17 protein-coding genes are annotated in these 20,954 nt (G+C 40.5%); 6 read left to right on the top strand and 11 right to left on the bottom strand.

What is annotated here, in order from left to right; genetic code table 11:
* Nucleotide 1: 1 nt before the first annotated feature.
* The 5 genes from E7413_06165 to E7413_06145 all read right to left on the bottom strand — a co-directional run bounded on the left by E7413_06165 (nucleotide 2) and on the right by E7413_06145 (nucleotide 5,759).
* Nucleotides 2-1,300 (bottom strand): hypothetical protein, encoded by a 1,299-nt coding sequence (locus E7413_06165; GenBank protein ID MBE7019441.1) that lies wholly within the window; start codon nucleotides 1,298-1,300, stop codon nucleotides 2-4.
* A gap of 118 nt (nucleotides 1,301-1,418) precedes the next feature.
* The gene (locus E7413_06160) at nucleotides 1,419-1,856 is read right to left on the bottom strand and encodes a DMT family transporter (GenBank protein ID MBE7019440.1); all 438 of its coding nucleotides are present in this window, start codon (nucleotides 1,854-1,856) and stop codon (nucleotides 1,419-1,421) included.
* A 92-nt stretch (nucleotides 1,857-1,948) separates the two neighbouring features.
* A complete protein-coding gene (gene pflA / locus E7413_06155; GenBank protein MBE7019439.1) occupies nucleotides 1,949-2,653 on the bottom strand; it encodes a pyruvate formate lyase-activating protein in 705 nt (234 codons plus the stop codon).
* Between the two features lie 22 nt (nucleotides 2,654-2,675).
* Entirely contained in the window at nucleotides 2,676-4,889 is a 2,214-nt protein-coding gene (gene pflB / locus E7413_06150; GenBank protein ID MBE7019438.1) for a formate C-acetyltransferase, read from the bottom strand.
* Between the two features lie 156 nt (nucleotides 4,890-5,045).
* Complete coding sequence (locus E7413_06145) at nucleotides 5,046-5,759, bottom strand: DUF421 domain-containing protein (protein ID MBE7019437.1); 714 nt, start codon at nucleotides 5,757-5,759, stop codon at nucleotides 5,046-5,048.
* Nucleotides 5,760-5,930: 171 nt separating this feature from the next.
* Here E7413_06145 and E7413_06140 point away from each other — a divergent pair, with 171 nt between their 5' ends.
* The 4 genes from E7413_06140 to E7413_06125 all read left to right on the top strand — a co-directional run bounded on the left by E7413_06140 (nucleotide 5,931) and on the right by E7413_06125 (nucleotide 9,892).
* Nucleotides 5,931-7,118, top strand: coding sequence for an S-layer homology domain-containing protein (locus E7413_06140; GenBank protein MBE7019436.1), 1,188 nt, complete (start codon nucleotides 5,931-5,933; stop codon nucleotides 7,116-7,118).
* 10 nt (nucleotides 7,119-7,128) lie between these two features.
* Nucleotides 7,129-8,475: a phosphoglucosamine mutase gene (locus E7413_06135; GenBank protein ID MBE7019435.1), complete on the top strand. Its 1,347-nt coding sequence runs from the start codon at nucleotides 7,129-7,131 to the stop codon at nucleotides 8,473-8,475.
* Nucleotides 8,476-8,570: 95 nt separating this feature from the next.
* Nucleotides 8,571-8,771, top strand: coding sequence for a heavy-metal-associated domain-containing protein (locus E7413_06130; GenBank protein ID MBE7019434.1), 201 nt, complete (start codon nucleotides 8,571-8,573; stop codon nucleotides 8,769-8,771).
* Between the two features lie 2 nt (nucleotides 8,772-8,773).
* Nucleotides 8,774-9,892, top strand: coding sequence for a class I SAM-dependent RNA methyltransferase (locus E7413_06125; GenBank protein ID MBE7019433.1), 1,119 nt, complete (start codon nucleotides 8,774-8,776; stop codon nucleotides 9,890-9,892).
* A gap of 39 nt (nucleotides 9,893-9,931) precedes the next feature.
* Here the strand turns inward: E7413_06125 and E7413_06120 are convergent, their stop codons facing one another.
* The 5 genes from E7413_06120 to E7413_06100 form a co-directional block, all read right to left on the bottom strand.
* The gene (locus tag E7413_06120; protein MBE7019432.1) at nucleotides 9,932-11,020 is read right to left on the bottom strand and encodes an AI-2E family transporter; all 1,089 of its coding nucleotides are present in this window, start codon (nucleotides 11,018-11,020) and stop codon (nucleotides 9,932-9,934) included.
* 178 nt (nucleotides 11,021-11,198) lie between these two features.
* Nucleotides 11,199-12,269 carry an A/G-specific adenine glycosylase gene (gene mutY / locus E7413_06115; protein MBE7019431.1) on the bottom strand — a complete coding sequence of 357 codons (1,071 nt, stop codon included), beginning with the start codon at nucleotides 12,267-12,269 and terminating at the stop codon, nucleotides 11,199-11,201.
* A gap of 97 nt (nucleotides 12,270-12,366) precedes the next feature.
* Complete coding sequence (locus E7413_06110; GenBank protein MBE7019430.1) at nucleotides 12,367-13,038, bottom strand: NlpC/P60 family protein; 672 nt, start codon at nucleotides 13,036-13,038, stop codon at nucleotides 12,367-12,369.
* 354 nt (nucleotides 13,039-13,392) lie between these two features.
* Entirely contained in the window at nucleotides 13,393-14,301 is a 909-nt protein-coding gene (locus tag E7413_06105) for a nucleotidyltransferase (protein ID MBE7019429.1), read from the bottom strand.
* Between the two features lie 143 nt (nucleotides 14,302-14,444).
* Nucleotides 14,445-15,776, bottom strand: a complete 1,332-nt coding sequence (locus E7413_06100; protein MBE7019428.1) for an MATE family efflux transporter — start codon at nucleotides 15,774-15,776, stop codon at nucleotides 14,445-14,447.
* Nucleotides 15,777-15,996: 220 nt separating this feature from the next.
* On the opposite strand from E7413_06100, the gene E7413_06095 reads away from it, so the two are divergent.
* On the top strand, nucleotides 15,997-17,052 hold the full coding sequence (locus E7413_06095; GenBank protein ID MBE7019427.1) for a copper amine oxidase N-terminal domain-containing protein: 1,056 nt from the start codon (nucleotides 15,997-15,999) through the stop codon (nucleotides 17,050-17,052).
* 220 nt (nucleotides 17,053-17,272) lie between these two features.
* Nucleotides 17,273-19,120 carry a hypothetical protein gene (locus E7413_06090; protein MBE7019426.1) on the top strand — a complete coding sequence of 616 codons (1,848 nt, stop codon included), beginning with the start codon at nucleotides 17,273-17,275 and terminating at the stop codon, nucleotides 19,118-19,120.
* A 97-nt stretch (nucleotides 19,121-19,217) separates the two neighbouring features.
* Here the strand turns inward: E7413_06090 and E7413_06085 are convergent, their stop codons facing one another.
* Nucleotides 19,218-20,891 (bottom strand): DEAD/DEAH box helicase, encoded by a 1,674-nt coding sequence (locus E7413_06085; GenBank protein ID MBE7019425.1) that lies wholly within the window; start codon nucleotides 20,889-20,891, stop codon nucleotides 19,218-19,220.
* Between the last annotated feature and the right edge of the window lie 63 nt (nucleotides 20,892-20,954).

Genomic DNA, 20,954 nt, shown 5'->3' with positions numbered 1-20,954 from the left:
CCTATTTCACCTCCGTCACACGAATCACCGAACCATTTCGGATAAATCCACGGTTTGCAACTGCTGCAACCTGCACGTTCATTTTTTTCAGAAAAGTGTCTCCCTGCTGCATTTCACCGTGACCAAATTCATTGCCTGATATTACATTCGGGGTACCATCCACAAAGTTGATATACCGCAATGTTACAGTTCTTTGTGTCTTATAGCGGGTATCCGATATCCTTGTGATGGTCATTTCATTATAAAATTTGTTTGTCTTGTATGTCTTTCCATCATTAAGTTTAACATAAATCCCCATATTTTTGGAATCAGAATCTGTTTGATACGATGTTGTATTCACGGAATGATAATGGGAAACATTTTTATCTGTTTGGAAATTGGATATAAAATAGGCAGAGGAAATTCGTTGGATAAACTGTCCGTCACAAACAAATCTCAAGCTACCGTGATTACCGTTTAATTTCCATTCTGACGGATTGTAAGCTACTTCCCACACCCCTGCATCACGCATCTTGACGGTTGCTCCGATTTGGGTAAATTCAACAGGATAATTTTCCACCAGAGTTTCCGACCCCGTGTTCAGATTTGCAAGGGTAAACACCGTGGAATACACCATTGCACCCTCTGCATAAAACTCCCTCAGCATAAACTGACCGTCGGGCAAAGCATTTCCGCTTGCATCTTTTAAGGTTACATAATAGAAATCGGTGGTGTTGAACGCAGCATCCAATGCTCCCTCATAGGTGGGCTGATTTGTCCATTCGGGCGTATTCACCACATCTTCGTACAAAACGGTTTCTTCCAGTTTTTTTGATACTGAAGTTTCTACCTCACAAACTGCATTGTTAAGCATATCAGCGGTTGCAAGGTTTGCCTTTTCTTCAACAAAACCTTGTTTTGATAAAAATCCCTTTTCTGTTTCTTCTTTCGTATAGGCATCGGTAATGCCGTAACCTGATAAGGTGGTGGATTGTTTTGCTTTGGAATCTATTTTTTCATTCAGTTCTCCTCTCAGAGAAGAAAGCTGTTGTTCGGTTGCAATTCCCTGAAATTTTTCCTTCACATCGGTAGCCAGTTTTTCAAAAGTAATCGCACCGTTCTGCAGATTTTTTTCAGAAATACCGCCCTGGTCGGAACCGTCTAAAAAGGTAGCATCAGGATCAAACATATTAAAAAGATTGTCTAAATCATCTGCAATGGCACGAGGCCCATAAAAGCCTGTTGCAACCTTGGATTCATCTGCAATAAAACGCCTTACGGGAAGGTGTTTTTCTTTGGAAAAAGAGTCTGTTCTCATCATTTCTCCTTTCCTCCCTTTTCCCAACAAACTGTTACAAATCTATTCTAGCAAAAAGTTATGTAAAGTCAAGAAAACAGCCGTTTCTTGCATAAAAAACGACTGTTTTCCGATTGTTTTATTAAGTTCCTTGTTTGAATTGAAAGAGCAAAACTCCGCCAATCATCAGTGCAAGTCCCACATATTTGTTCCACAAAAAAGGAACCTGTTCACTTCCAAACCATCCGAATGCATCAATCAATGCCGCCACCAGAAGCTGAGAAATTAAAATCACTGAAATGGCATAGGTCGGACTTAAATCCTTAATGGAAAGCATTACCGTTACCGTAATCACAATTCCCAAAACACCGCCCAACCAATACAGTTTTGGTGTGTTAGATAGTTCTCCCCAGTTCCCTTTTCCACAGAAAAACATCACCAAAAGACCTAACAAAAACGCTGTTCCCTGCACCAAAACATTGGATTCAAATAATCCGATTTTTTCAGAAAGTCGGGTATTCCAAACACCTTGAATGCTCATTGCAGCTCCTGCAATAATGCTCATAAAAAGTCCAAACATTTTAATCACCTCTGGTGGATTCTCCCCGTTTTTCAAAAAAACAATACTAAAAAGCACAAAAAAAGGAGTGTTTCCACTCCTTTTTTATGTTTTTAGGATAAACCAAAAATTTCTTTCGCCATTGCCATTTCTTCCTCGGTAGGAACGGGCACATCATAAAGTTGATAGGTTTCGCCCATTTCTTCCCACTTGTATTCTCCAAGTTTGTGGAACGGGAGCAATTCAATTTTTTCAATGCATTTGAATTGCTTTAAATAAGCTGCCAGCTTTTCCATCCGTTCTTTCACCAAAGTATAACCGGGAACCAACACATGCCGAATCCACACGGGTTTTCCGATTTCTTCGCAAAATTCCAACGTGGCAAGATTATTATCGATAGTATGCCCTGTCAGTTTGGGATATAGCTCTGCATCAAAGGTTTTGATATCCAAAAGAAGCATATCCGCTTCTGCAATGATAGAACGGGACTGCTCAATGCTGATAACACCCGAGGTATCAATGGCAGTATGTAAACCGTGTTTTTTGCACTTCCGAATTAGTGAAAGCAAAAACGATGGTTGTGCCAAGGGTTCGCCCCCCGAAAAGGTAACGCCGCCTCGTTTGATGAAGCTTTTGTATTCCAGAATGTCGGCAATCAGCTCGGTATCACTCTTTTTTTCGCCCTCTCCCATCTTCCAGGAATCAGGATTATGGCAGAACAGGCATCGTAGGGGACAGCCCTGGAAAAACACTACATAACGTAGCCCCGGACCGTCCACAGCGCCAAAAGTTTCTACCGAATGAATATATCCATCCATGTGATATTCCTTTCAGTTTCGATTAGAAACGGGTATGGAAAGTTCTGTTGATAACGTCTAACTGCTGTTCTCTGGTCAGCTTAATGAAGTTTACAGCGTAACCGGATACACGAATGGTCAGCTGAGGATATTTTTCAGGATGATCCATTGCATCTAAGAGAACTTCTTTATTGATAACGTTAACGTTGATGTGATGACCGGTATCACCAAAGTAACCATCCATCAAGGATACCAAGTTTTCCACTTTTTCTTCATCAGATTTACCTAACGCAGCAGGAATGATGGAGAAGGTGTAGGAAATACCGTCTTCAGAATAATCGTAAGGCAGTTTTGCAACAGATTTCATAGATGCAATACACCCCTTGGAATCTCTGCCGTGCATGGGATTCGCACCGGGAGCAAAAGGTTCGCCGCCTTTTCTGCCGTCGGGAGTGGAACCGGTTTTCTTACCATATACAACGTTGGAAGTAATGGTTAAGATAGACATGGTAGGTTTGGAACCACGATAAGTGGTGTGACCTGCCAGTTTCTTCATGAAGTTTTCAACCAGCATAACAGCGATTTCGTCCGCTCTGGGATCGTTGTTACCGTATTTAGGATAATCGCCTTCGATTTCAAAGTCGTGAGCAATACCGTTTTCGTCACGAATTGCTTTTACTTTTGCATAACGGATTGCAGATAAGCTGTCTGCCACTACGGAAAGACCTGCCATACCGCAAGCGGAGGTTCTTACGATGTTTTCATCATGAAGAGCCATTTCCAGTTTTTCGTAGCAGTATTTATCGTGCATATAGTGAATGATATTTAAGGTGTTGATATACAGCTCTGCCAACCAGTCGGAAATTTTGTCGAATTTTTCCATAACTTCGTCGTAGTTTAAGTATTCACCGCTTAATGCACCAACCTTAGGACCAACCTGTTCGGAATATCTTTCATCTTTACCGTCATTGATAGCATAAAGCAGTGCTTTTGCCAGGTTTGCTCTTGCGCCGAAGAACTGCATCTGTTTACCGATTTTCATAGCGGATACACAGCAAGCAATACCGTAGTCATCACCGAATTTTTCTCTCATCAGCTCGTCATTTTCATACTGGATGGAAGAAGTCTGGATAGACACTTTTGCACAGTATTTTTTGAACGCTTCAGGCAGGTTTTCGCTCCAGAGAACGGTCATGTTCGGTTCGGGAGCAGGACCTAAGTTAGTTAAAGTGTGCAAGAATCTGTAAGACATTTTAGAAACTAAGCTTTTGCCGTTTTCTGCCATACCGCCGATTGCTTCGGTAATCCAGGTGGGGTCACCGGAGAAGAGTTCATCATAAGCAGGAGTACGTAAGAAACGAACGATTCTCAATTTCATGATGAAGTGGTCAACAAATTCCTGAATTTCTTCTTCAGTGAAGGTGCCTTCTGCCAAGTCTTTTTCTGCATAGCAATCTAAGAAGGTGGAAACTCTACCTAAGGACATTGCAGCACCGTTCTGTTCTTTTACTGCACCTAAGTAACCGAAATATAACCACTGGATTGCTTCTTTTACGTTGGTTGCAGGTTTGGAAATATCAAAGCCGTAGCTTTGAGCCATTACTTTGAGTTCTTTTAAGGAACGGATCTGTTCAGAGATTTCTTCTCTTAAACGGATATGGGGGCTGTCCATAATTACGGGGTTGATTTTCTTTTTCGCAATTTCTTTCTGCTCAATTAAGAAATCCACGCCGTACAGCGCTACTCGACGGTAGTCACCGATAATTCTTCCACGGCCGTATGCATCGGGCAGGCCGGTAATAATACCGGTGTGACGTGCTTTTTTCATTTCGTCGGTATATGCATCGAATACACCGTCGTTATGAGTTTTACGGTAATTAAAGATATTTGCAACTTCAGGATCCAGCTTTTTGCCGTATGCTTCTAAAGAGTTATGTACCAGACGAATACCGCCAAAGGGCATAATTGCTCTTTTTAAGGGTTCGTCAGTCTGCACACCAACAATCTGCTCTAAAGCCTCGTCAATATAGCCGGGTTTATGAGAAGATACGGTGGAAATGGTTTTTTCGTCGATATCATAAACACCGCCACGTTCTCTTTCCACTTTCAGACGTTCGCAAAGCTCGTCCCATAATTTAGTGGTACGTTCGGTGGGACCTGCTAAAAAGCTTTCGTCACCGGTGTACTCAGTGTAGTTGTTTAAAATGAAGTTTCTGACATTGATTTCTGATTCCCAGATACCACTTTTGAATGCCATTGTAATCATCCTCTTTTCTGTTTCATCGCTTTTTTCTGTAGCAACGTTAAATTGATTTCAAATACTTTTGTATTTGTTTCTTTTATCTTTCACATTATACAACACTTTTTTTGGTTTGTCAACAATAGAAATACACAACTTTACTGAATTTTTTTATTATTTTTTTGCCGTTTTGAACAGTTTTTTTAAATTTTGATTTTTCCGCAATTTTTTTTGAAAAAAGGTGGCACCGTTTTGGTCTGCATAAAGAGCCAGTACCTCCTTTTCGGAAGAGACCTTTTTTGTTTGAAGATATTTCTCCAACCACTTCTTATTTTTTCCCACCCGTCTTAAATTATCTTCTAAAATTTTCCCATCAATAATCACAGCAAAATCTTGCGGAGACGACTGGGCCGTTACGCCAAGATCTCCCCTGGTAACTCCCGAAGCTTTGTTGGTTGGAATAATACTTAATTGTCCGTTATTTTCGATAATTGCAAGGTACACATCAGCAATATTGATATTTTTGAGCCTTAACTCTTCATTCAGTTCCGAAATGCTCAAACGGTTTTTTAAAAGCGACTTTTCCAGAATTTTTCCGTTTTCAATAATTACTGTTGGTCTTCCCTGTGTCAATGTCATAAAAAACGGACATTTAATACTAAGATAAGAGTAAAGAATTTCCATTGCTACCAAAACAAAAATAGCGATAATGTTCATCCAAACAGAAACATCAGGATTACTGAGCGGTGCAGATGCCACTTCTGAAATCAAAAATGCCACAATCACCTCCGAAGTGGAAAGTTCTCCCACCTGACGTTTCCCCATACAACGCATTGCAATATTTACCACCACATAAATAAGAGCTGTTTTTCCGATTAACATCCACATTTTTGGTTCCTCATTCTTCCAACTTTATTTTGTCACAGTTTATTATTGACAAAAACTATCCCTTTCAGTTATAATGAGATGAAATCTATGGTTCGTTTTTCGATAACTTTTTTAAAAAAGTTGCGTCTATAGAAGTGAAAACAATTAAAAACACCCACGAAAGGATTTAATATGATAAAATTACTACGATATTTCTTATGTATGACAATGATACTTACTACGCTGACCGTTTCCGTTTTTGCCTTCCCCGATGTAACACAGGACTATGATTGGGCAAAATCCGCCATTACCAATCTTTCCCAAAAAGGATACATAAACGGTTACACAGACGGCACATTTGGTCCCGAAAAAAACATCACCCGGGCAGAATTTACGAAGTTAATCACTTTGATGTTCGGCAATAAAGCAACTGTTTCCTATGAAGATGTGTCAGAAAAAGACTGGTTTTATCCCTACGTTACCAAAAGCGGCGGCTATTTCGTCAATTCGGAACTCTTTATGCCTCAAAAAAACATCACTCGTCAGGAAGTGGCATATGCCATTTATGTAGCCCTGAAGCCAACCAATTCCCTCGCGGATAAATCCGTTTCCTTCCGGGATTTGGAAGCAGTGGACGAAACCTATGTTTCTGCGGTAAAAGCGCTGGCTCATGAAGAAATTCTAAACGGCTATCCTGACGGAACATTTGGTCCTCATAAAGAAATTACCCGTGCAGAAATTGCAATGGTATTAGAGCGTGCATTAAACTACAAAAAACCTGAAAGCAACGAAGGCGATAACAATAACCAAACCGAGCAAGAAACGCTAAAAGCAAACAATTACTTCTTTGTGATATCCCGTGTATCCACCGTGGTAAATGAGCACAACGAACTCATTACCAAAGTGGAAGGCTTTCAAGATGGAAAACTGACCACACTTCTTATTGACGAAGATGTTACCATTACCAAAAGTGCCATTGCAGACGACAACAGAATCGACCCGGGTGATGTGATATCCTATTCCCGAAATCTGTGGGATGAAGTCAATCGTATCAGCATCGGTTTAAACGCCAACAATCTCCCCCGCGAAAACCGTATAGAACTGTTGTCAATCGGCAATACTACCAAAAGACACATTGCCGTCGGCACCGTGAAAGAAACTTACAAACAAAAAGGGATTGAGCTGATTTCCCTGGCAGGAGACACCGAAAAAGTATACGAAGTGAACAATCCTGTTTACGTGTATGAATTAAAATCCAACGGAAAAATCGAGCTTTCCGATTTCTTGGAAATCAATGACAGCCGATACGAAACCGGCGATACCGTGATTGCTTTCAGCTACGACGATGTGTTATATGAAATTTTAGTAATAAAGGAGTAATTGACACATTATGGGACAACTGTTTGGTACCGACGGTGTAAGAGGAATCGCAAATCAGGAGCTTACCTGTCCTTTGGCGTATTCCATTGGTCGGGCAACAACTTACCAACTTTCTAAAAAGAACAAAAAACCGACCATTGCCATAGGAAAAGACCCCAGAACATCGGGAGATATGCTGGAATCTGCTCTAACAAGCGGAATTCTCTCTGCAGGCGGAAATGTGATAAAACTGGGAATCCTGCCAACTCCTGCAGTCAGTCTTCTTACCCAAAAATACCGATGCGACGGCGGCATTATGATTTCCGCGTCCCATAACCCCTCCGAATATAACGGGATTAAATTATTTGATGAAAACGGGATGAAGTTCCCGGATGAAACCGAAGAGGCTATCGAATTACTAGTCCAAACCGAAAATAAAATTCCCTACTCTTTATCCGATAGCATCGGAACAATTCTTCCCGCACCTGATGCCAAAGCAGATTATATTGATTGGCTGATTGAAAAAACTGCGGATAGTTTCTCGGGGATTAAAATTGCTTTAGACTGTGCCAACGGCGCTACTGCAGGAATTGCGGAAGAAGTTTTTCGCCGCTTAGGTGCCAAAGTGGTTTCAACAGGCAATACACCTGACGGCATCAACATTAACAAAAACTGCGGTTCCACGCATATCGGAAACATCTGCCGCTTCACAACAGAAACGGGTTCAGATTTTGGTATTGCCTTTGACGGTGACGGAGATCGAGCGCTGTTTTGTGATGAATTCGGCAACGAAGTGGACGGCGACCAGGCCCTTGCCATCTTCTCATACCATATGAAACAGGAAAACACGTTAGCCAAAACCACCCTTGTGGCAACAGTAATGAGTAATTTAGGCCTTACCCTGTTTGCAAAAGAACAAAACATTTCGTTGGTATCTACCAAAGTGGGTGACCGCTATGTATGGGAAGAACTAAAAAAAGGCGGCTATTCTCTTGGCGGAGAACAATCCGGTCACATTATTTTCCCAAAAGATGCTGTTACGGGAGACGGCATTTTAACAGCACTGAAAATGGCCGAAATTATTGCAAAAAAGAAAGTTCCGTTTTCCCAACTTTCTTCCTTGATGCAAAAACTTCCTCAGGTGCTTTACAATGTGAAAATCAGAAAAGATGCCAAAGATAAAATCACAAAAGATACTGAACTTCTGGCAATTTTGGAAAATACGAAGAAAATTCTGGGAGAACGTGGCAGAGTTCTGCTCCGCCCTTCCGGAACCGAACCGTTATACCGGGTCATGCTGGAAGGTGAAGACTCCGACAAGATTGCCCAGCTGGGGCAAAAAATCGTGGCACATATACAAGCGAAATACTCTGCATAACAAAAAAATCGGGCACAGATTTTCTGTGTCCGATTGATTTTTTTAGAAAAGTATGTTATGATAAAGAAAACAAAACAAAAAAGGAGTGCTTTCTTATGGAAAAAATCATTTATATAGACGGTATGAGTTGTGCGCACTGCTCCCGTCGTGTGGAAAATGCTTTAAATGAGCTGGACGGCGTAACCGCAACTGTGAATTTAGAAGAAAAATGTGCAACCTTAACCCTTACCAAAGAGGTATCAGAAGATGCTATCCGAGAAGCAGTTGAAGATGCAGGCTTCACCTTGGTAAAATAAGTATGGAACTGATTATCACAACCTTATTCGGAATGGAATCTTTAGTTTCCAGAGAAGTGAAAAAATTAGGCTATGAAGTCACCGAAGTAACAGACGGCAGAGTGACTTTTTTAGGGGATGAATCCGCTATTGCCCGCTGTAATCTGTGGATTCGCTGCGGAGAAAGAATTTTAATTAAAATGGGGGAAAAAAAGGTCACCACCTTCGATGAGCTTTTTGACTTCACAAAAAGTCTTCCCTGGAAAAACTGGATTGGTAAAAACGATTCCTTCCCCGTGAAAGGATATTCTCTAAAATCTAAGCTGTTTAGTGTGCCGGGTTGCCAGTCGGTCATCAAAAAAGCCATTGTACGTTCTTTGGAAGGTGCTTATCATCAGAGCTATTTTCCGGAATCAGGAGTTCTCTATCAGGTGGAATTTTCTCTGATGAAAGACGTGCTTACCTTAATGATAGACACCTCAGGACAACCCTTACATAAGCGTGGTTATCGAAAAAATTCCAATCAGGCACCTTTAAAAGAAACCATCGCAGCAGCTATTGTCACCCTAAGCCGTTTCCGTTATGACGGTGTGTTTGCAGACCCGTTTTCGGGTTCCGGCACCATTCCCATTGAGGCAGGGCTGATTGCAAAAAACATTGCCCCCGGATTAAACCGTGATTTTTCCGCAATGTATTTCCCTCAAATTTCCCCAAAAATCTGGAGAGACGCCAAAGCCGAAGCAAAAAGCTTAATACGAAACGATTCCAAATTAAAAATCATAGCATCAGATATCGACCCCAATGCAGTGGCACTGACCACTCATAATGCCAAGCTGTCCGGCACCTTTGATTTGATGGAAATTTCTCAAAAAGATGTGGCAGATTTCACCCCGCCCTACACCGAAGGCACCATCGTCTGCAACCCGCCTTACGGGGAACGTTTGCTGGATGAAGAAGCCTGCCGGCTGCTCTATAAACAGATGGGACAGGTCTTCCGTAAAAAATTGCCCGGCTGGTCTGCATTTATCTTAACACCCGAAGAAAAATTTGAGGACTATTACGGCAAATTCTCCGATAAAAAGCGAAAACTTTATAACGGTATGATTAAATGTAATCTATTCCAGTATTTCCCCAATAAATAAACAAAAAATACACAGAATCCAATGATTCTGTGTATTTTTTTATTCATAGCGCATTTCTTCCAATTCAAAAAACCAAAACCGTGCAACTGCCACAATGGGAACACCGAAAATCATTCCCATCACACCCCACAATTCTCCGAATACCAAAACTGAAAAAATCACCCAAAAAGGACTAATTCCCACCGAATGACCGATAATTTTCGGCTGAATCACATTGGAATCAACCTGCCCCAACAGAATTTGCAATGCTAAAATCCAAACTGCTTTTGAAAACCCCAAAGACAAAAAACACAACAAAAAAATCACCAAAGCTGCAAAAATAGGGCCAAAAAAAGGAATCAGATTGCATACTCCCGAAAACACGCCAAACAAAAAAGAATAGGGCACGTCAAAGGCAAAAAACAATAACACCGAAAAAGTTCCCACCAGTAAAGCATCTAACCCAAGTCCGGTAAAATAAGAATAAAACAAATTCCCTAATTTCCCAAGATGGGAAAAAACAGTGTGTCTGTCTGTTCTTCTTACCACCAACGATACCAACCGTTTGCCCACACAAAAAAGAGGTTTCTTTTCCAAAAGCATATAAACCGACACCACAATTCCCGTCAGCACGGAAACCACAGAGGTCGCCATGTGAGATAAATATTCCATATAGCGACCAACCGATTCTGCTGAAAACAGTTGCTCTAAAAAAGGAGCCAGCCGTTGGGGAATATTCATAGAAGATAACAATGAATTTTGTTGTAAAAATGCCATACCTTCTGTGTAATAGGAAGGAAGGCTGAGAACCAGAGTCTCCAGATTGCGAACAACTCCGGGCAATATTACCTGCAACGATAACCATAATGCAGCAACCAGCACACCGTATACTACCGTAACCCCAAGGCCGGTAGCATGTTGCCGAATAATACGTTTTGGATGCCGTAAAAATCGTTTTTCAAAAAATAAACAGGGCTTATATAAAAATAATGCGACCAATCCACCGATCAGAAACGGGCGAAGCACTGTATAAATTCGTTGAAAAAATGAAGAAATTGCCGTCCCGTCATTTAAAATTTTATGCACTAAAATCAGCAATACTCCAACCAACAACAGTTGAAACCACAGGCTTTTAAACCTTTTTTTCATCAAGGAACACTCCCCTTTTTTTCAAAAAAGTCTTCCCTTGATTATATGGTATTTATATCCAGGTTATACAATAAAAAAATGAGTTTTCTTTACAGAAAAACTCACTTTTTTGATTGTGAATACAACAAGGTTCCGGGCACCCGACCGCAATCTTTGATTGCGTCATCGGGTCGGGTTCTTATTCATTCTGAAAAAAGGGTTGAAACGCTTTGGGGATGGCATAAGTAGATTCCAATTCTTCCCTGCCTACCCATTGGCACTCCCCGTCTTCTTCGGGAAGCTCCAAACAATAACCGATCATATCCCATTCTATATGGGTGAAAATATGGCGGTGTGTCCCATTTGTTTTGATTTTTTGAGCAAGAGGATATTGCTTTTTGATTTCAGATTCTAAAAGATGCCCCTCAAAGTTTATGGGTTCCCACATTCCGTGCAATAATCCTTTTTCAACACGTTTGCGAATTGCATATTTCCCATTTGCTCGGATGATAAAGACCGTTTTCTTCTCAATTTTTCGGGAAACTTTTTTGGATTTAACAGGAATTTTATCCGTATCTCCCTCGGCTTTTGTAACACAAATTTCCGAAAGAGGACATTCCAAACACTTCGGCTCTCCGTTTGGCACACAAACCATAGCGCCTAATTCCATCAGGCTTTGAGTGACCTCGGAGCAATATTCTGTGGGATACACCTGCCTTAAAAGCTCTGTCATACGAACTTTGGTTTTGGGATCTAAAATATCGGATTCATCGTGAAATACACGACTTAATACCCGAAGTACATTGCCATCCACGGCAGGAACGGGTTGACCAAACGCAATGGATAAAATTGCCCCTGCAGTGTAATCTCCAATCCCGGGCAATTTTCGCACAGACTCCCAATCAGATGGAAACAAACCGCCATGTTTTTCCATAATCACACCGGCGGCTTTTCTTAAGTTTCTTGCGCGGCTATAATACCCCAAGCCTTCCCAAAGTTTTAAGACAAGTTCTTCTTCTGCCTCTGCCAATGCCGATACAGTCGGCAAGACCTCCAAAAAGCGACGGTAATATTCTTTTACCGCTTCCACACGGGTTTGCTGAAGCATAATTTCAGAAATCCAGATACAGTACGGATCACGTGTTTTGCGCCACGGAAGGTCCCGATGATCTTTTTGGTACCAAAACAGCAATTTCTTCAAAGTATCCTCTGCTAATAAAAGCTCCTCTTTTAAAAAAACAAACTGATTTTTCTGACTGTTTTTCTTCATGTACCGCCACCTCCTTCTTAATTATTCAGAAAGAAAAAATACTGTCGGATTGCTCCCACAGTATTTTTTCATATGCATCATATAATTACGGTCGTTATTATCTTACTCTTCTGGCAGTATAATAATTGTTATTATAATACCCGCTGTTAAGAGTTTCGATGCAGATCGTTCTACCGGTTCTCGGCGAATGAATGAACTGACCATCGCCAACATAAATGCCAACGTGGTGAACATTGCTTGCAGAGCCGAAAAATACTAAATCTCCGGGCTGCAGTTCCGATCTCGGCACATAAGTGCCTTCTTGTACCTGAGTATAGGTGGTTCTGGATAAATTCACACCCACATGTTTATAAACATATTGTACAAATCCGGAGCAGTCAAAACCGCTCGGAGTGGTTCCACCATAAACGTAGGGGATACCAATAAACTGTTTCGCATACTCAATCACGGAAGAGCTTCCCTGACTCACCGGTCTTTGCCCACTACGGGAGCCCAAGTTACTTGCAACACGTTCAACGTTAAGATATTCTCTTGCAACGTAACCATAGCGACCGTTAAAATATACTTTTACCCAAGTCTCGTTTGTTAATTCGATCAGTTCAACTTCGTCTCCACGAACTGCCTGATCAATGATAGTACTGGTAGTACTGGGTGCGCTTCTCACATTTAACACACTAGCGTTAACATAACGAGAATCTGCAAATGCAGAAATCGTGAAAGTAAGTAAAAGAATTACTGTCCCCACGAATGTTAAAAAACTTTTACGCAATCCAGCATTCCCTCCTTTCTTTGTGTTGTACGAAGCCGGGGCCGAAACAAGAAAAACAGATTTTTTTAACAGCTAAAAAATCTCGCATACAAACCATTTTTTCAGGCGAAAAAATCGGCTTGCACGAAACGGGTCCGTCCTTCGTACGAAAACATACGACCACAGCCATTGTAACACAATTGTAACAATTTGTCAAGCAAAAATGGCAAAAAAACCGATTTTTGAAAACCAAAAGAAGTTGTTTCCCATTGAAAACACTGGCTTTTTACTTTTAAAAAAGTTTTTGAGAAATTTAAAAATCTCTGTTAAAAAATACGAAAAAAGAGGAATCTCGACCAGATTCCTCTTTGAAAATTATTTCCATAAATTTGAGGGATAAACACCGTCATCCACCATCTTACGAATAGATTCCATCACAGATGCTTTATCCTCTTTATAGGTAACGCCATACCACTTTTCATTACAAGGCAGTACCTTAACATCTGCTTTGTTTTCACGGATTAACTCATCTACAACAGAAGGCAGAAAATATTCTGCTTTTAAGATGTTATCTTTGCTGTCTTCCAAGAATTTGGGAAGACGTTTTTCCAGTTCGTCAAAAATGCTGGGGGTAAAGCCCCAGGTATTCATAGACACAAAGCTTCCTTCGGGAATAACCGTCCATTCGCCGTCTTCTTCAAATTTGGTTTCGTTGCCAAATTTTTGAATTTTAGTACGTTCGGTAATATTTTTTAATAAACCGTCTTCAGAAACTTCACAGATACCTCTTGCAACAGAACCGTTATCGGTTAAGGTGTTTTCCAAAACAAAGCCCATCATAGCATACTGGTAACGTTCATTATCAGAAACGTTTTCCAAAAATTTCTGCAAACCGGTAAAGGTGGTTCGTCCATAGAAGTCATCTGCATTAATTACCGCAAAAGGAGTGTCTACATAGGGTTTTGCAGCCAACACTGCATGACCGGTACCCCAGGGTTTTTCTCTACCGTAGGTATTGCCGCCGGGAATATCATTTACATCCTGGAATGCATAAGCCACTTCAATGGTGCCTTCCAGTTTATTCCCGATCGCTTCTTTGAAAATCTCTTCATTTTCTTTTTTGATAATAAATACAACCTTGGAAAAACCAGCTTTCACCGCATCAAAAACGGAGTAATCAATAATAATTTCTCCGCTGGGACCGATAGGGTCAATCTGTTTTAATCCACCGTAACGGCTACCTAAACCTGCCGCCATTACTACAAGAGTTGTCTTATTCATAATAGAGTAACCTCCAGTTTTTTTATTTGCTTTACCTACAGTATATCCTATCATCGCTTCTTTGTATTTGCAAAAAAAGACAAAGAATTTGTTTTTTTGGTTATTTATTCCATTTTTTGATTCCTTTTTCGTTTTCTGTGCAAAATTTAATATTGATAACGTTTTTGATTTCCCGTAAGGAATCCGATACTAAAAAGAATTGCCAGAAGTTCTGCACCGATGACCGCACTCCAAAGGCCGTCCAGGCCAAAAAACAACGGAAAAATCCACACGGTAATAATCGGAAATACCAATGTTCTTAAAAAGGATAGAATTGCCGACACTACCCCATTATTCAATGCGGTAAAGAAAGCAGATGCAAAGATATTAAATCCTGAAAGTAAAAATGATACCGAATAAATCATAAACCCACGGTAAGTCATCTGATACAATGTCTCATCGAATCCCACAAACAAAGCAGACAACGGTGCGCTCAAAAGCTCTGCGGATAAAAACATCGCCACTGAACACACAGCCAATATTGTCATGCTTTTTTTGAGTAAATTGTGAAGCTCATCGGTATTTTTCGCCCCATAGTGATAGCTGATAACAGGTGCAACGCCCATAGAGTAGCCCAAAAATGCGGACACAAATACAAAGTTAATATACATCATAACTCCATAAGCAGAAAGTCCGTTCTCTCCTGCAATTTTGAAAAACTGCATATTATATAAAATGTTTACCAAAGACAAGGAAATATTGGAAAGCATTTCAGATGCCCCGTTGGTACAAGATTTCAAAATTTCTTTAGGATACCAGCCCGGTTTTCCTAAATGCAGCACCCCTTTTTTGTTAAACGTGAAATAACAAAGCGGAATCACACATCCAACCACCTGAGAAAAGGCAGTAGCTACCGCGGCACCAAATAGTCCCCAACCCAGAACTCCAATCAGAATATAATCAAAAACGATGTTAGTCACCCCTGCGCCAACTGTCACATAAAGTCCCATTTTCGGTTTTTCTGCCACAACCAGAAGGGATTGAAATTCATTTTGTAAAATAAAAGTCACCACTGCAATAAACAGCACACTGCCGTATAGCACCGTATCTTCTGCCAACTGCCCCTCAGCTCCCAGCATTGCAACAATGGGACGAATGTAGATAAGCCCCAGAATACTTAAAACAATCCCCAACAATGCCGAAGTATACACAATGGCAGAAAATACTCGGTTGGCGTATGTTTTGTTCTGTTCTCCCAATATTTTGGCAACCAAAGCACTTCCGCCCGTCCCGAACATAAAACCGATGGCGCCTAAAATCATTACCACAGGCCAGATCAGATTGATAGCAGCAAAGGCAGTCTTTCCTGCATAATTGGACACAAAAATACCGTCCACCACTCCATAAAGGGATGTAAATATCATCATAATAATGGAAGGAAACGTAAATTTTAATAATCTTTGATAGGTAAAATGATCCGATAACTGAATTTTCTTCATTCGTTTTGATTCCTCAATTTTTATTTTATGCTATACATTATAATATAGAAACCTGTAATTTGCAACCTAATTGCTAATTTTTTAACAATTTTTTCGCTAAATTGAAATTTTTTAAAATTTTATGGAACTTTTTATGTAAGTCCTCGTCTTATAGAGCGTGAATCGTGAGAAGCGATACATAAAATGATTAAAAAAATATGAAATATATGGAGGAAACCCCATGAAAAAAACTTTTAAAACTTTAACCGCAGGTCTGTTAGTGACCGCAACCTTATCCACCGGTGCAGTATTCGCTGAATATGTGCATGACGGTACAGACAACATTCAGGGCGACATTATGACCATCTCTGCTCCCGTAGAAGTGGAAGCAATTGAAAACGGTGCATTTATCCCGATGACCAAACCCATTTACAAAATGATTATAAACGGCGAAGTTCTGAATGCAGACACTTATGTAGATGGTGACAATGTAATGCTCCCCTTACGTGCTCTGTGTGAAAAATTAGGTTACGAAGTTGGTTACGATAATGAAACCGCTATGATTACTTTAACCAAAGGTGCACACTATATCACCATGTATCCTACCAAAGATGAATACACCTTCTCTAAAATGGCTCCCATGAGCTTAGGAATTGCACCTCAGCTGATTGACGACAGAACCTACGTTCCCGTAAGCTTTGTGGAAAATATTCTTCAGGGTGTTGGTTGTGAAGTGGATGTAAACGGTGAAATTAAAATCACCAACCCCAAAAAAGAAGAAGACACTTATAGAGTTGTAACTGCCTTAGAAGATATGAACGAAAGCACCGTGCTGGTAATGGATGAAATTTTAGGCGAAGTTGAAGTAAACTTTGCTGAGGAAACCATTTTCCAGGGTATTGCTTTAGCAGACATCAAAAACGGTACCGAATTTATGGTAGAATATTTAGATAACGCTGTAACCATGAGCTTACCTGCTCAGGCAACTGCGAAAAACGTGATGAGTGTGGAAATGTATGAAAATACATTATTGTTAGCTCCCGAAGAAATCGCAAGCGTTGCATTTTCCGGAACCGTAAAAGAAGTTGGTGAAGATTTTGTGCTGGTTGAAACCGAAAACGGTGAAATCCAGCTGAATGTTTCCGAAGAAACCAACATTCATCACGTAATGAACAGAAGAATTTACAAAATCAACGATTTAGAAGCAGGTATGAAAATCTCCGGTACCCATATGGAAGCTACTACCTTCAGCCTTCCTCCCCAGAGCGCTGCGATTGAAATTGTAATCGAAGGCTAAATCAATTTTCAAAAAAACTTTCTCCGATTGAGAGAAAGTTTTTTTTGTTTACGTGTATTTATCATTTCTTTTTATGATTGCAATCCGTTGGATACACACCTGCCTCTTTTCGAGCCCGGAAAAAATCCGTTGACATGGCAATCGTAATATGGTATAATCAACAACACTCAAACTCCCATCACTACATGGAAACAAAAAAGAAATTGGAAAGATATGATTTATGAAAAAATTGAAAATTATTGTAATCGCCTTTCTTCTCCTGTTATTATCAAGTGCTTCAATAAACGCTCAGAACCGTCCGATTATCATCGAATTTCCGGAGTACTATAAACAAATATCGGATTATGAATGGCGTACCGTTGACCACTCCATTCGTGATATTCCCGCAACTATTTCTGCAAAAGTTGCTTTTTGGAATTTTTCCGATTTAAAGTATTCTGTTTTTTCAGAAAAACATTTAAAGGCCTTGGAACAGTCTGTTCGCAGCAAAGATTCGTTCGCATTTTTTCATGAAACACCAAAAATAATTGTTACAGATTCCAATGCCTATCAGGGAATTTACATCGCATATATTTCCACGGAAAATAACAAGCAATATGCGAACATACTGTATCAATTTTATTTTAAAGATCAATACTGCACCATTTCCTTTGTATCCGACAATATCTTACTTGTCACATCAGAGGAAACAAAAAACATTGTGGATACCGTTTCGTTTCAAGAAGAATTTTTTCCAACCGGCAATGCAGCAGGAGCGGATACAAATTCTTCTCCGGTGGAAACCGATAAGCCAAAAAAATCAGCAAAACAGTCCGGTGCTTTCTTTACCTTAGTGCTATTTTTTTTGTTAATCTTCGCAGGTATTGCAGCTCTTAGTATAGTCAAATATAAAATTGATACATTTTTCATAAAAAGAAAACTGCAGCAGTTAAACAAACCGGCAGAAAAAAAGGAAACCCTTTCATACACAATGCCAAGAGTCAGTCCGCCCAAGGTTATACTGTACAATTACATATCAGGGAGCGGCCCATATCACGAGGAAGAACGCCTATGGCTTGAAACCAGTGAAGATCAGTCTTGCACTATATATCATCAGATAACCGCCCCAATGGCAGGAGGATGTCACAACATATTTACTTTTCATAAAGATATTTCGAAAGAATCATTCACAGAAAAGTTTCACAAGGAGTTGCCTTACACTCGCCATAAATTCAACCTGACGGATATTGAAGACATCTTCGACAAATTACAATCACAGGGATTTATCTCCCAAGCAAAATATCAAAAAACAAAAAGTAAAGTATCTCCCATCAAATTGGACGGACAAACCGTTCACTTTGATTCCAAACTCTTTTTAAAGTGGAAAAGCAGCCATTCTGACACATCGCAATTTGAATTTACGGGAGCGATTTCATTGTCAGAAAAAGAACCTGTCATTTCTGTTTTGGAAGATGGTGTCAAAACTGTGGAATATTGTCTGCAAACTGAAAAAGATGAAAACTTTAACGGAAAATACTTCATCATCAGTATCAGGATCTACATGCAAGGAATTCCATCCGCTCCCATAGCACAAATTGACGGTTTTATTTCCGATGATCCGACCAAAAGAAGCATGACATCCGGTGATATCGGGTACCGTATGGAAGCACATTTTCTTGCATTCGGTGGGGAGGCATCCAAAAAACGCTACGAGATGCTCAGAGGGAAGGATTTGCCGATGAAAGCCTTAAAATACCGGGGCTATACAACGCCTTCCAATATCAGACTGATTGGTATTTGTCCCGATTGCGGTAAATCCTTCTGTTTTCACGGATACGCATTCTATATGTCGCAAAGTGATATCGCATATTCCGATGATGGGTTGGATTGTTGCGAAATCACAGCTTATGAGTTTGACAAAGAAACCTGGACATACGAAGAGGAAGGAAAAACTTTCCGTTATTATAACTCGTTTAGCTGTCCGCATTGCGGCACTGCATACATTGATTACAAAAAGTATCCCCAAAACAAGAATTTTGGTGTATGCGGATGTGTGCATCTGGGAAGAAAATCCTATCACGCAGATTGATAAAAAAACCACAATACCAGGTCAGCACCACACCCCCGTATAACGAAAATGATATAAAAACCAAAAAAGCGGTGATTTCACCGCTTTTTTTACTACGTTATCTTCGAAAGCCTTTTTGATTTTTCGCTTCTTTTTTACCTGATTTGGCTGCTTTTTTGGAGCCTTTCGGGTTCTTTTGGGTTGCCTGGGCTTTTTCCACAAATACTTCTCTTCCTCGATAGGTTAAATCCTTGAAAGATTCCAGCACATCATCTGCTTTTTCGGCAGGAATTTCAAAGAAAGAATATTTGTCAAAAATATCTACTGCCCCCACCTCATTCCCTTGTACGGGCGTATTGGAAGAAATCAGCTCCACAATATGACGGGGACGAATTTTATCTAAAGAACCAAGACCGATAAACAGTCTTGCCATACCCTGCTGAGCGCCTGTTTTTTTGGTGACTTCCCGTGTTTCTTTCGGCTTTTTCTCAACTTTCTTTTCTTCGGTGAGCATACAGATTAACGCCGCAGACAGTTCTGTTGCTGTCAGTTTCCCCTCACCAACAATATCCTTGGTGATCTGAAGATATCTCTCAAAATTAGAGCTACCCACCACAGAAACAGCTTTCCCAATCGTTTTCTTAACTCTTGCCTCCACAACATCTGCTTCTGATGGTGTTTTATAGGGTTCAATGTGGGATTTGGTGTATTTCATAATTTCCTTTAATTTAAACATTTCCTTCCCTGCCACAAAGGTGTAGGAAACGCCTTTTTTGTCCGCTCTGCCCGTTCTGCCGATACGGTGAACATAATATTCTTCAAACTGAGGCACATCAAAATTGAATACCGCCTCCACATTTTCCACATCAATGCCACGGGCAGCAATATCTGTTGCCACTAAAATTTCAGTTTTCCCCGATTTGAAGCGGTTCATTACCCTGTCACGCTCGGGCTGTTTCATATCACCATGCAACATTTCGGCAGGATACCCACGAGCAATCAGCTCTTCGGTGATTTCAGATGTTTTCTTTTTGGTGTTGCAGAACACCAAAGAAAGTCCGTAACCGTGCAAATCCAAAAGTCTGCTTAAAGCATCCAGTTTTTTTGGACCTTTCACTTCCAGATAATATTCCGCCACATTGGAAACGGTGAGCACGTCACCCGTAATCTTGACAAACACACGGTCTTTTTTCTGATAATTTTGGGCAATTTCTTTGATTTCAGCAGGCATCGTTGCAGAAAACAGAACGGTCTGACGTTCATTGGGTGCAGTTTCTAAAATAGTCTCAATATCGTCACGAAAGCCCATATTGAGCATTTCGTCCGCCTCATCCAACACTAAATGAGAAAGATTCACCAAACGAACACTACGTCTTCGTAAGTGGTCCATCAGTCTGCCGGGCGTTGCAACCACAATTTGAGGACGTTTTTTTAAATCTGCAAGCTGACGTTCTATAGGCTGTCCACCATACAAGGTGGAAATGCGTATTCCCTTCTGATAGCGGGACAGTTTCCCCAGCTCCTCCGCCGTCTGCATCACCAATTCACGGGTTGGACAAAGCACCAACGCCTGCACCACTTCTTCATCAGGAATTAACTGTTCCAAAATCGGCACACCAAAAGCACAGGTCTTTCCTGTTCCTGTGGGTGCTTGTGCTACTAAGTCTCTTCCCTCTAAAATCGGAAATAAACTTTCCTGCTGAATGGGTGTGGTCTTTATAAATCCCATTTGTGCGATCCCTTCCTTTAAGGCATCTGAAATGGGGAGTTCTGAAAATAATAAGGCTTCCATAATGTACCTCTTTGACTTCTGTTTTGATAAGTATATTATACAAAATGTTTTGTTGGCTGTCAA

It is taken from the genome of Oscillospiraceae bacterium (assembly GCA_015068645.1).
Lineage (GTDB): Bacteria > Bacillota > Clostridia > UMGS1840 > UMGS1840 > SIG452.
This window is presented reverse-complemented; position numbering and strand designations above follow the sequence as displayed.

What these genes read in the sequence shown, in the direction of transcription:
- E7413_06165 (MBE7019441.1), bottom strand. Translation starts at nt 1,300, where the DNA reads ATGATGAGAACAGACTCTTTTTCCAAAGAAAAACACCTTCCCGTAAGG.
- E7413_06160 (MBE7019440.1), bottom strand. Translation starts at nt 1,856, where the DNA reads ATGTTTGGACTTTTTATGAGCATTATTGCAGGAGCTGCAATGAGCATT.
- pflA (MBE7019439.1), bottom strand. Translation starts at nt 2,653, where the DNA reads ATGGATGGATATATTCATTCGGTAGAAACTTTTGGCGCTGTGGACGGT.
- pflB (MBE7019438.1), bottom strand. Translation starts at nt 4,889, where the DNA reads ATGGCATTCAAAAGTGGTATCTGGGAATCAGAAATCAATGTCAGAAAC.
- E7413_06145 (MBE7019437.1), bottom strand. Translation starts at nt 5,759, where the DNA reads ATGTGGATGTTAATCGGAAAAACAGCTCTTATTTATGTGGTGGTAAAT.
- E7413_06140 (MBE7019436.1), top strand. Translation starts at nt 5,931, where the DNA reads ATGATAAAATTACTACGATATTTCTTATGTATGACAATGATACTTACT.
- E7413_06135 (MBE7019435.1), top strand. Translation starts at nt 7,129, where the DNA reads ATGGGACAACTGTTTGGTACCGACGGTGTAAGAGGAATCGCAAATCAG.
- E7413_06130 (MBE7019434.1), top strand. Translation starts at nt 8,571, where the DNA reads ATGGAAAAAATCATTTATATAGACGGTATGAGTTGTGCGCACTGCTCC.
- E7413_06125 (MBE7019433.1), top strand. Translation starts at nt 8,774, where the DNA reads ATGGAACTGATTATCACAACCTTATTCGGAATGGAATCTTTAGTTTCC.
- E7413_06120 (MBE7019432.1), bottom strand. Translation starts at nt 11,020, where the DNA reads ATGAAAAAAAGGTTTAAAAGCCTGTGGTTTCAACTGTTGTTGGTTGGA.
- mutY (MBE7019431.1), bottom strand. Translation starts at nt 12,269, where the DNA reads ATGAAGAAAAACAGTCAGAAAAATCAGTTTGTTTTTTTAAAAGAGGAG.
- E7413_06100 (MBE7019428.1), bottom strand. Translation starts at nt 15,776, where the DNA reads ATGAAGAAAATTCAGTTATCGGATCATTTTACCTATCAAAGATTATTA.
- E7413_06095 (MBE7019427.1), top strand. Translation starts at nt 15,997, where the DNA reads ATGAAAAAAACTTTTAAAACTTTAACCGCAGGTCTGTTAGTGACCGCA.
- E7413_06090 (MBE7019426.1), top strand. Translation starts at nt 17,273, where the DNA reads ATGAAAAAATTGAAAATTATTGTAATCGCCTTTCTTCTCCTGTTATTA.
- E7413_06085 (MBE7019425.1), bottom strand. Translation starts at nt 20,891, where the DNA reads ATGGAAGCCTTATTATTTTCAGAACTCCCCATTTCAGATGCCTTAAAG.